At 39.0% G+C, this 9,491-nt stretch carries 8 protein-coding genes; 2 read left to right on the forward strand and 6 right to left on the reverse strand.

Annotation, left to right across the window (positions count from 1 at the left end; genetic code table 11):
- Positions 1 to 5: 5 nt before the first annotated feature.
- The 4 genes from FD44_RS05370 to FD44_RS05385 form a co-directional block, all read right to left on the reverse strand.
- Entirely contained in the window at positions 6 to 1,271 is a 1,266-nt protein-coding gene (locus tag FD44_RS05370; protein WP_010619995.1) for a carboxylate--amine ligase, read from the reverse strand.
- Complete coding sequence (locus FD44_RS05375) at positions 1,264 to 2,811, reverse strand: UDP-N-acetylmuramoyl-L-alanyl-D-glutamate--2,6-diaminopimelate ligase (RefSeq protein WP_010619996.1); 1,548 nt, start codon at positions 2,809 to 2,811, stop codon at positions 1,264 to 1,266. Before FD44_RS05375 ends, FD44_RS05370 begins: the two co-directional genes overlap by 8 nt.
- A gap of 135 nt (positions 2,812 to 2,946) precedes the next feature.
- A complete protein-coding gene (gene asnB, locus FD44_RS05380) occupies positions 2,947 to 4,827 on the reverse strand; it encodes an asparagine synthase (glutamine-hydrolyzing) (protein WP_010619997.1) in 1,881 nt (626 codons plus the stop codon).
- Positions 4,828 to 4,952: 125 nt separating this feature from the next.
- Positions 4,953 to 5,636: a Crp/Fnr family transcriptional regulator gene (locus tag FD44_RS05385; RefSeq protein WP_010619998.1), complete on the reverse strand. Its 684-nt coding sequence runs from the start codon at positions 5,634 to 5,636 to the stop codon at positions 4,953 to 4,955.
- A 125-nt stretch (positions 5,637 to 5,761) separates the two neighbouring features.
- Here FD44_RS05385 and FD44_RS05390 point away from each other — a divergent pair, with 125 nt between their 5' ends.
- Positions 5,762 to 7,177, forward strand: a complete 1,416-nt coding sequence (locus FD44_RS05390; RefSeq protein ID WP_010619999.1) for a C69 family dipeptidase — start codon at positions 5,762 to 5,764, stop codon at positions 7,175 to 7,177.
- A gap of 34 nt (positions 7,178 to 7,211) precedes the next feature.
- Here FD44_RS05390 and FD44_RS05395 read toward each other — a convergent pair whose 3' ends face one another.
- Positions 7,212 to 8,120, reverse strand: coding sequence for a magnesium transporter CorA family protein (locus FD44_RS05395; RefSeq protein WP_029327556.1), 909 nt, complete (start codon positions 8,118 to 8,120; stop codon positions 7,212 to 7,214).
- A gap of 119 nt (positions 8,121 to 8,239) precedes the next feature.
- On the reverse strand, positions 8,240 to 8,875 hold the full coding sequence (locus FD44_RS05400; RefSeq protein ID WP_010620001.1) for an NAD(P)H-binding protein: 636 nt from the start codon (positions 8,873 to 8,875) through the stop codon (positions 8,240 to 8,242).
- 201 nt (positions 8,876 to 9,076) lie between these two features.
- On the opposite strand from FD44_RS05400, the gene FD44_RS05405 reads away from it, so the two are divergent.
- On the forward strand, positions 9,077 to 9,442 hold the full coding sequence (locus FD44_RS05405) for a hypothetical protein (RefSeq protein WP_010620002.1): 366 nt from the start codon (positions 9,077 to 9,079) through the stop codon (positions 9,440 to 9,442).
- Positions 9,443 to 9,491 lie beyond the last annotated feature (49 nt).

Consider the following 9,491-nt stretch of genomic DNA (forward strand, 5'->3'; position numbering starts at 1 on the left):
TTTAGTTACCCCTTATTTTCAGCAAAATACTGATTAAAGTTCTTAACATAATTGTGATTCATCCATTTATTTAGGAGCCATCGCTTAAAACTCATATCTTTGGCGTAAGCAAATGTTGTCCCAACTTGCTGTTTTTCAATTAATTTAATGGCAGCTTGTTTGTCAGAGTTTTCCTTAGCATACTTCTTGAATGTTTTTACAGGGACGCCCAACCATAATACATGGTGATCGACATCCTTATTACCGTACACCGGTGTCTGATCCTTAGTTTCACCCGTGACGTAATCCTTTACCACCCAGTCCGCCAAATTATACCCATTTAGCGTAACGAAAAAGCTACTACGGCCCTGTCGTAAATTGATTTCAAATAATTTGAAAGACTGATCTCTTGAATCAAATTTCATATCGAAATTTGCGTAGCCCGTAAATTTGATTTCTTCCAAGAATTTTTGAATTTTATCATATAAGTCCTTGTTATACTCTGGCAAAATGGCAACATAATTTCCAATAGCGGACGGTGCTGGATCTTCAAGTAACGGGTGACCCAAACACATCATTTTAACATGATGGTACTGATCAACGTAGGCATTGAGAACCCGCATGTTACTGTCATCCCCAGGAATAAAGTCCTGTAAAATGAAGTCAGACTTGTAGCCATGTGTATAGGCTTGATCAACGACACGATCAAACTCTTCACGACTTTGAATTCTAAACGCCTTTTTACGACCTTCAAAATGAACATCAAGCCACTCAACACTATTGGCCGGTTTTAACGCAACTGGGTAGTCAAAAGGTTGTTCAATTTGAGACCCCTCATCATGCATTTGCTTACTAACAATGGCAGTTTTAGGGTATGGCAATCCATACTGGTCACAAATTTTGTAGAAACGTTCTTTATTATTTAACTGCTTGAGTAAATCGTAATCAATATATGGGCAGATGAAGGTATCTGAAAGTTCATCCTTATGCTTGGCAATCAACTCGGCATAACCATCCCCACAGCCAATTAATATGACAGGTTCAGTATGATTAGCGTAGCGCTCCTTAATTTTTCTCATGGAGTCAATCCAAACTGGATCTTCATCAAACCCATTAATCAGTTCAAGGTCGACAATTTTAGTAAACCTTGTTGGTGCCAGCTGAATACTGGCAAATGCCTTAACTGGCTTTCCATACTTTTCATAAAATGATCTTGCCATTCCATAGACATTAAAGTCACTTCCTAGCAAAATTGGTGTAAAGTTTGGCACCGATTCATTTTGATTAGTCATTTTCAATCTCCTTCACTACTTCTCTTGCAACCGTCACGTCAGTTGGATACGGTGTGTCCACCCCGTCGACTTTTTGATAGGCATCCTCACCCTTACCAGCTAAAACAACAATATCTTGATTAGTACTGGTCTGGATTGCCTCTTTAATTGCGCTAATTCTATCCATATTAAAATGGACCTCAACTTTATCATGATCAATATAGCTGTCGATTTCCTCAGCAATTGCTTGAGGGCTTTCAAATGCAGGGTCATCCGCAGTTAAAAAGGCGACGTCCGCCTCTTCACTTAGGGCCTGTCCAAATCCTTTACGGCGTGATTCACCTTTGTTACCAGTACTACCAGTTAAAGCAATAACCCGTCCCGCATTCGTTTGCTTTCTTAGGAATGCGAGAAGCGACTTCATACTGCCATAATTATGCGCATAATCAATGTAGACTGTCCCGTGATTTTTCGTTTTAACAAATTCCATCCGTCCAGGTACTAGAATTTTATCCAGACTATCTTTAACATTAACTACCCCAGCACCGGCTAAACCGGATGCAATAATAGCACTTGCTGCATTACTTTCATTATAGTCGCCTGGTAAACTCAATTCATACTGATTGTCCAGTGAAAGTTCTTTTGCCTTTTGACTGATGGAACGTAACGTAAAGTTGCTACCGTGGAGGGTTTCTGATTGATTTTCAAATTCAAAATCCAATGGCAATGCGACTTGCTTTTTCCCACCCTTGCGTGCAAATAGATAAATATCATCAGGTTGACTCGTTGCTTTTGCAGCCTCATAAACATCTTCTAAATGATCTGTTTCCGCATTGATGACACATATCTTGGAGTTAACGAGGAGTTGTTCCTTACAGTGCAAGTAATCTGCAAATGTTGGATGTTCATTTGCCCCAATATGGTCGGGCGAAATATTTAGAAAAACGCCAACATCATACTTTAGATTGTAAACCCGATTTTTTTTGTAGGCTTGTGATGAAACCTCCATGACCAAATGAGTCATGCCATTGTTGACAGCCGTCCTCATGTCGTGAAATAGGTCCAGTGATTCTGGCGTTGTTAAATGCGATTTAAAATGTTGATCTGGTTTAGACCCAACAAATCGGTCAATAGTTGAAAACAGAGCGGTTTTTTCTTGCGTACTCTTTTGTAAAATACCGCGAGAAAAATAAGCAGAAGTTGTTTTTCCCTTCGTTCCAGTAAAAGCCACAATAAATAGGTCGTTCTGAGGGTAATCGTAAAAAGCGGCACCTAGCAATGCCATTGATTTTTGAATATCAGTCACAATAAATTCTGCGAGTCCGGATCCTTCGGCCAAATGACTTTCTGAAACGTAACCAAAAGCACCCTTTTCCTTTGCACTTGTAAGATATTCTGGTTTAAAGTTTCCCTTACAACAGAATAAAGCACCCTCGCGAACCGTTTGCGAATTATAAGTAATTTGATTAAAAATATCGATTGTATTGTCAGGCACATTAACTGATTTCAGCAAATGATGCTCCTTGAGTAACACAATTGTCTCCCTAATGCCGAGTGACATAAATCATTCATCTCCAACTCGTTATAATACCTATCATTATTTCATGATTTTGCAAAAAAAGAAACCAAGTTTGCTGATTGACAAGGGAATCTTCAGAAAATTAAGTCAATTAGGCTACTCGGTTTCTATTGTTAACTAAATAACGGTTCGGTGCACTTTTGAAAGCGTGTCAGCCGTTGTATCCTCTGGGAAATAAACTTGGTACCAAAGAATAAAGGTGTAAATAGTAAAAATCTTTTGCATGCTAGATTTTCCGTTAATATGCTCTTGTAAAATATGCATTAACTCATCCGTATCAAAAAACTTCTGTGCAACATCAGAGGTAAAAGCCTCCTCAATGCGTTTACGATACTTGTCTTCTTTAATCCAACTCGCAATTGGAGAAGGGAAGCCCATTTTTTCCTTATTAGCAACTCGTTCTGGAAGCTCAGATAGAGCCGCAGTCCTGAGTGATACTTTTGTTTCGGTACCGCGGATTCGAGTCTTAGTTGGCATTGTTTCAGCGAACTTCGCAACCTCTTTGTCCACTAGGGGCGTTCTAACTTCAAGGGAGTTACACATACTCATTCGATCTGCTTTGTGCAAGATATCATATGGTAACCAAGTATTGATATCAAAGTACTGCATTTGTGTAATTTCGTCTTTGCCCTTTACGTCATCAAAAATATGCTGCGTGTACTTTGCCGTATCCATGTTTAAACTCTTATTTTTTAGAATTCGGCCACGGTCGTGTTCGTTAAAGACGTAGTTCACTCGATAATAGCGTTCGCTTAGCGGTTCTGCCCCACGGGTTAAGAATCGTTGACCGTGGAAACGAGGTAGGTTTTCTACCGCTTTAGCAAGGCCCTTCCGAACGAATTTTGGAACCATCTTTTGATAGCGTTCAAATGGTACTGCTTCTAAATAAGTGTTGTAACCACCAAAGAATTCATCAGCACCTTCACCTGATAGGGCTACTTTGACACTCTTTCGCGTTCCCTTTGAAAGGTAGTAAAGTTGCATCGCTGACGGATTTGAAAGTGGTTCATCCATATAATACATAATTGTCGGTAAAATATCGAAATAGTCGTCACCCGTCATGGTAAGTGGCGTATTTTTTTGCTTGATTTCCTCTGCAAATTCAGTTGACCAGCTTAGTTCGCTGTACTTTGAATGGTTAAAGCCAAGTGAAAACGATTGAATTGGCTTCAACTTAGCCGCTTCATTCAAGACGTAGCTTGAATCAATCCCACTGGAAAGGAAACTACCAACTTCAACGTCAGCAATCATGTGCGCTTTTACGGAGTCATCAACAAGTCCGCGAATTTTTTTCGCATCATCCTCGATTGTTTGTGAATCATCAATATTATCGTAATTGAACTTGTAATAAGTATGGGTTTCAGTTTCACCATTTTTGTGCAAGAAATACTGTCCAGGAAGTAATTTAAACACATTCTTGAACATTGTTTCCTTTGATGGAATAAATTCAAAACTCAAGTGAACTGGTAATAATTTTTCATTAAACTCTTTAACAAAGTTTGGGTGTTCCAAAAAAGCCTTAATTTCAGAGGCCCAAAGGAACGTTTCGCCATTATCAAAATAATAAAGTGGTTTAATCCCAAAGTGGTCACGAGCACCGAAAACTTCTTTGGTTTTAGTATCATAGATAACGAATGCGTACATTCCTCGCAGTTTTTGCAATAAATCTGCACCCCAGGCGTCATAACCATGAATTAATACTTCAGAATCAACGTCAGTTTGAAATTGATAGCCAAGTTCGATTAATTCTTTACGAATGTCCTGATAGTTATATATTTCACCATTAAAGGTTAAGACCTTAGTTTGGTCACTGTTGAACATTGGTTGCTTACCGTGCGCAAGATCAATGATTGATAAACGACGGAAACCCATTGATGCTCCCTGGTCGTTAAAATAAGCGTCATCATCTGGACCACGGTGCTTAATTCGGTCTGCCATATTTACAATTGTGTCGCTTGGGACATCTTTTTGGTTAACGTAACCAACAAATCCACACATGCACTTTATCCCCTTTAGTTCTTTTCAATTTTTCTTTAGTTATTATTTTTAAATACACAACAGAAATATATTATCAAATTTGGGCAGTGATTACTAGCACCGTAAAGCTTTTTTAAGCTTTGACACTACTCTTGGAAAGTTAAATCGTCTCGATTTAGAATCTTAATTTTTCGCCGACCACTTTGCTTAATGAGTGACCCATCCTCAAATTCGCGTAATTTTCTTGAAAGCGATTCAGGTGTGATTCCCAAATAGGAAGCCAAATCTTTCTTCGTTAGTGGCAACTCAAAGGTTTCACCCTCCTCATCTTCTGCATTCAATAAGTAACTTACCAAACGCTGTGCAGCGCTTTCCGTTGTAAGTGAGGCTGAACGTCGCTCACTATCTTCCAACCGCTTTGCCATTTCAGCTAATAGCGCAACTGCAGTCGTCGGATACTCCTCAAGTAAGTCGATCATATCCTGATGATTGATTGCGCAATAGTGTGTATCCTGGGCAGCTTCAGCAAACGATTCATGGACTGAAACAGTGAATAGCTGATTTTCCCCGATAACCTCACCCGTACTAACAACTTTCAGCAACTGTTCCTTTCCTGACTCACCCATACGCGTCAGTCGAACTTGGCCATGATGGATGATGTAAAGTGTTCCAGACGCTTCGCCAGCACGATACAAAAATTCCCCTTTTTGGGCAGCCCTCATTTCAATCAAATTAGCAACTTGTCCCGTTTGTTCATCATCTAATCCTTGAAAAATAGGCACTAATTTAACACAGCGCTTTCTTTCCTCGAAACTTTCATCCAAATGCATTTGCTTGACCCCCTTGTGTTCCTTTCATGCTGATTATATCAAACATCAGTCCAGGCTGCTTACTATCGGTTTTCTCATCCAGCCGTGATACACTTATAGTGACTACTTCGAAGGGGGAATTCACCATGTCAAAACGTTATACGCACGCTGCTTGTACTTCGTTTCTTGCTGGAAAAAAAGCGACCTTAGACCAAACCACACTAATTGCCCGAAACGAGGATAATTTTGTTGCCGTTTGGCCTAAACGAGCAGTGATTCATTCTGCAACAGAACTAGTGGCACCACAATTTGTATCTAAAGGAAATCAGTTTTCGATTGAGCTACCTGACACTCATTTAGCATATAGTGCCACACCCGACACTGATTCATCTGCGGGTCCATATGAAGAATCCGGTATTAACAGCCAAAACGTTGCCATGAGTGCTACCGAGAGTGCTTATGCAAATGAACGAATTCTCGCCTTTGATCCATTGGTTGATAATGGAATTGCGGAAGATGCCATGTTAACAGTTGTCTTACCTTATATTTCAACCGCTCGGGAAGGAATTAACCGGCTTGGTAAAATCGTCACAACTTCTGGCGCTGCAGAAGTTAACGGGGTTCTCTTTAGTGATCAACAAGAGGTTTGGTATATGGAAATCGTTTCTGGTCACCATTTCGTTGCGCAACGAATTCCCGATGACAGCTATGCAGTCGTTGCCAATCAACTCGCAATTCAAGAAATTGATTTTAATAATTCAACCGATTTCATTGTTTCCGATGGGATTCAAGAATTTGTTAAAAAGAATAAATTGAACCCAGACGATTCAGGTTTTAACTCACGCCATATTTTTGGAACACGTGATGTCAGTGATCAGCATTACAACACCCCGCGCGTTTGGTACGGACAAAAACTATTTACTCCTAATGTGGATCAGGAACCTACCAGCTTAGAACTCCCCTTTATTCGGAAAGCTAACCATAAAATCAGTGTAGAAGACGTTGAACGTCTGTTAAGTTCTCACTATGAGGAAACTAAATTTGATCCACTTGGAAATGGGACAGATGCTGAAAAAACACGCTTTAGAGCAATCTCACTTTCAAGGACTCAAAATTCTCACATTCTACAAATTAGAAATGAAAAACAGTCAGAATTAAATGGACTCATTTGGCAGGGATTCGCAACAAGTGCCTACACGCCTTACGTACCGTTCTTCGCAAATGCAACAAAATTTGGTAGTCAATATCAAACGATTGATTTGAAGAACGTCAACTTAGAAAATGCTTATTGGCTATATCGTTCTATTTCGACATTAGTTGACACAAATCCTACCCATTTCAGTAGCGCTATCCAGAAGTATAAAAAGCAAGTTCAGCAATATGGACTTGCTAGGATCCAAGCTGCTAATGATTTGAAGGACTTCACTCCGGATAATCTGGGCCGTTTCAATCAGAAAACGTCCGATGAAACACTTAAATTAGCTAATAACTTTTTCAGTGAGCTTTTGCTGTCATCAGCTGAATTTTCCAAACTGACATTTACCATGGACCAAAGTTTATAACAACAAAATAAGGATTCGGCAAATTGCCGAATCCTTATTTTGTTCGATGCATTTTTAAAATTAACAAAAGCCACACAATAAATACGATCGACAAGATGACGATAAATACCCACGCATTTGCCCATTTTTCAAAAGGTAGGTGAACATTCATCCCGTAAAATCCCGTTAATATCGTTGGAATCGCCATTGTAAGCGACCAAATTGTCAGAACTTCCATCGTATCGTTCAGATTATTGTTAACAACACTATTAAAGGTATCGGAAATTCGTTCGACCACTTCAGTTTCAATTTCAATCATTCGTTGAACCTGTTCTGCCTCAATCCTAACATCTTCTATTCGATCTAATCGCTCTTCGTCCCCACTCTGGCCAAAATGAGTTGAAGCAAGATGCTTAAACAAATCTAAATTTAACTGTACGGCACTCGAAAAGAAAGTCAGCGTTTGTCGCAAATAAGATAAGGCAATCAAATCTCTGTTCTTGGCGTTTTTATTCAATACTTTATCCAATTGATTTCGCTTACGCGTAATAAGCCGAATGACCGGAATATAGCTGTCCATCATCGCAAAAAGTGATTCTAAGATAAATAGGTCGGCCCGCTTTGAATTTGAATTTTGCCCCATTTGATCAAATAGGACGTTGACTTCAGGAATATCACTTTGATTAAAGGTAAACAGGTTACCACTGTGAATTAGAAAACTGACTGGTTGGGTAATATAACGAAGCTTATTATCGTCTAAAACCCGAGGCACATGGACAGTGATTAACTCGTTTGAATCATCATCGTCATAGACAAAGTGGGGACTTTCATCCCTGTCAGTCACATACGTTAACATCTCATCCGTCAATCCATAGTCCGTGGCCAATTGGTCCATTTCAGTCTCGGTAAGTTTCTGCGTCTCTATCCATTTAAAATCATGAAAGGTTTTATTAGTCTCAATAATTTTACTGTCTCCCGCCAATCGCCTATATTACCTTAATTATCAAGCTTATGTTTATGGATTTCAACACTTTTTCAAATAAAAAAGTTTCGAGAAAAATGGTCTCTCGAAACTCAATCATGCTATTGATCCACAACCGTGAATCGCTTATTCAAATGAGTTGGACTTTCAATTTCATCAACAACCGCTTTTGCAACATTACCAGTCGTCACGGTTGATTTTCCTTCAGAATTTTTCATGATGCTTTCCTCACCCATCACATATCCCGTTGCTGGGCCCACATTAAACGTTTCTTGTGGTGAGATCGCCGTCCATTTAACATTATCAATCCATTGCAGATAGTCATATTCATGAGCCTGTTGCAATGGTGTTGCAATCCATGGTTGATCAGCGTAATTTGCCAAAATTGTGTCTAAATAACGCTTTCCATTATCATCGTTCAGTGATGCTGCACCCAAAATGAAGAAGAGGGTTGTTTCTTCGTTCTCTCTAAACATTCGAATCAATTTTCCAGCTAAATCCAAATGCTCATATGCTTTTGGTGAGGCAAAGGCGTCAACAATGTAGTCAAAGCCCGATAAATCAGCCTGATTTAATGTAAAGACATCCTTCTTAATCATCTTTACATTATCGCCAAAAAGTTCACGCGCTTTCTCACTACTTCGAACAATTGCTGTGACATCGTGATTTCTCTTCTCGGCTTCCCTATAAATTGCCTGTCCAGCTTTTCCGGTTGCACCAATAATTCCAATTTTCATGTTTAATTAACCTCCATTTATTCTACTGAATTATGATAGCACGCTTTTTACTAATCCATTCAGAAAATGTCCCGCGGCCTTTCATTTTAAAAAATTGAACTCATAGAAAAGAAATGTTCATTAGGTATGATATAATGAAAGCGGTTAATTAGCGTAACATCTTATTTGCTTTAGCAATTTACTATTTTGGGAGGCTTTATTATGTTTAGGGGATTAAAGAAAGCATTACTTATTGTCACAATTAGTGCAACACTCGGGGGCGGATTTGGTATTATTCTACCAAGCACCCTTTCAGGAGATGCGACACCAACTGCTCAAGCTGCAACAACACCTAAATACTATGTCGCAAAAGTTAAGAAGTCCAAGGTTGTCTACCAAATCAATGTTAAAAAGAATACGATAAAAAAATACTCAACCATTAAAAAAGGGAAGTATATTTATACAACATATAATTCTTCTCTAAAAGCTTGGATCATCCTGGCCACCTACAAAAATAAGAAAATAACATCGACAAACACAACTATTTATTGTGTACAAGGCAAAGCTTCTACATGGATGACCAAATAATTAAGTAATCAAAAACACTTTCCAAAATGATGGGCTCTAAAAAAGTTAG

The sequence above is a fragment of the Secundilactobacillus malefermentans DSM 5705 = KCTC 3548 genome, from assembly GCF_001436395.1.
GTDB classification, from domain to species: Bacteria; Bacillota; Bacilli; order Lactobacillales; family Lactobacillaceae; genus Secundilactobacillus; species Secundilactobacillus malefermentans.

Excerpts from the sequence above, each read along its gene's own strand:
- FD44_RS05385 (WP_010619998.1), bottom strand. The coding sequence starts at position 5,636 with ATGCATTTGGATGAAAGTTTCGAGGAAAGAAAGCGCTGTGTTAAATTA.
- FD44_RS05370 (WP_010619995.1), bottom strand. The coding sequence starts at position 1,271 with ATGACTAATCAAAATGAATCGGTGCCAAACTTTACACCAATTTTGCTA.
- FD44_RS05390 (WP_010619999.1), top strand. The coding sequence starts at position 5,762 with ATGTCAAAACGTTATACGCACGCTGCTTGTACTTCGTTTCTTGCTGGA.
- FD44_RS05375 (WP_010619996.1), bottom strand. The coding sequence starts at position 2,811 with ATGTCACTCGGCATTAGGGAGACAATTGTGTTACTCAAGGAGCATCAT.
- FD44_RS05405 (WP_010620002.1), top strand. The coding sequence starts at position 9,077 with ATGTTTAGGGGATTAAAGAAAGCATTACTTATTGTCACAATTAGTGCA.
- asnB (WP_010619997.1), bottom strand. The coding sequence starts at position 4,827 with ATGTGTGGATTTGTTGGTTACGTTAACCAAAAAGATGTCCCAAGCGAC.
- FD44_RS05400 (WP_010620001.1), bottom strand. The coding sequence starts at position 8,875 with ATGAAAATTGGAATTATTGGTGCAACCGGAAAAGCTGGACAGGCAATT.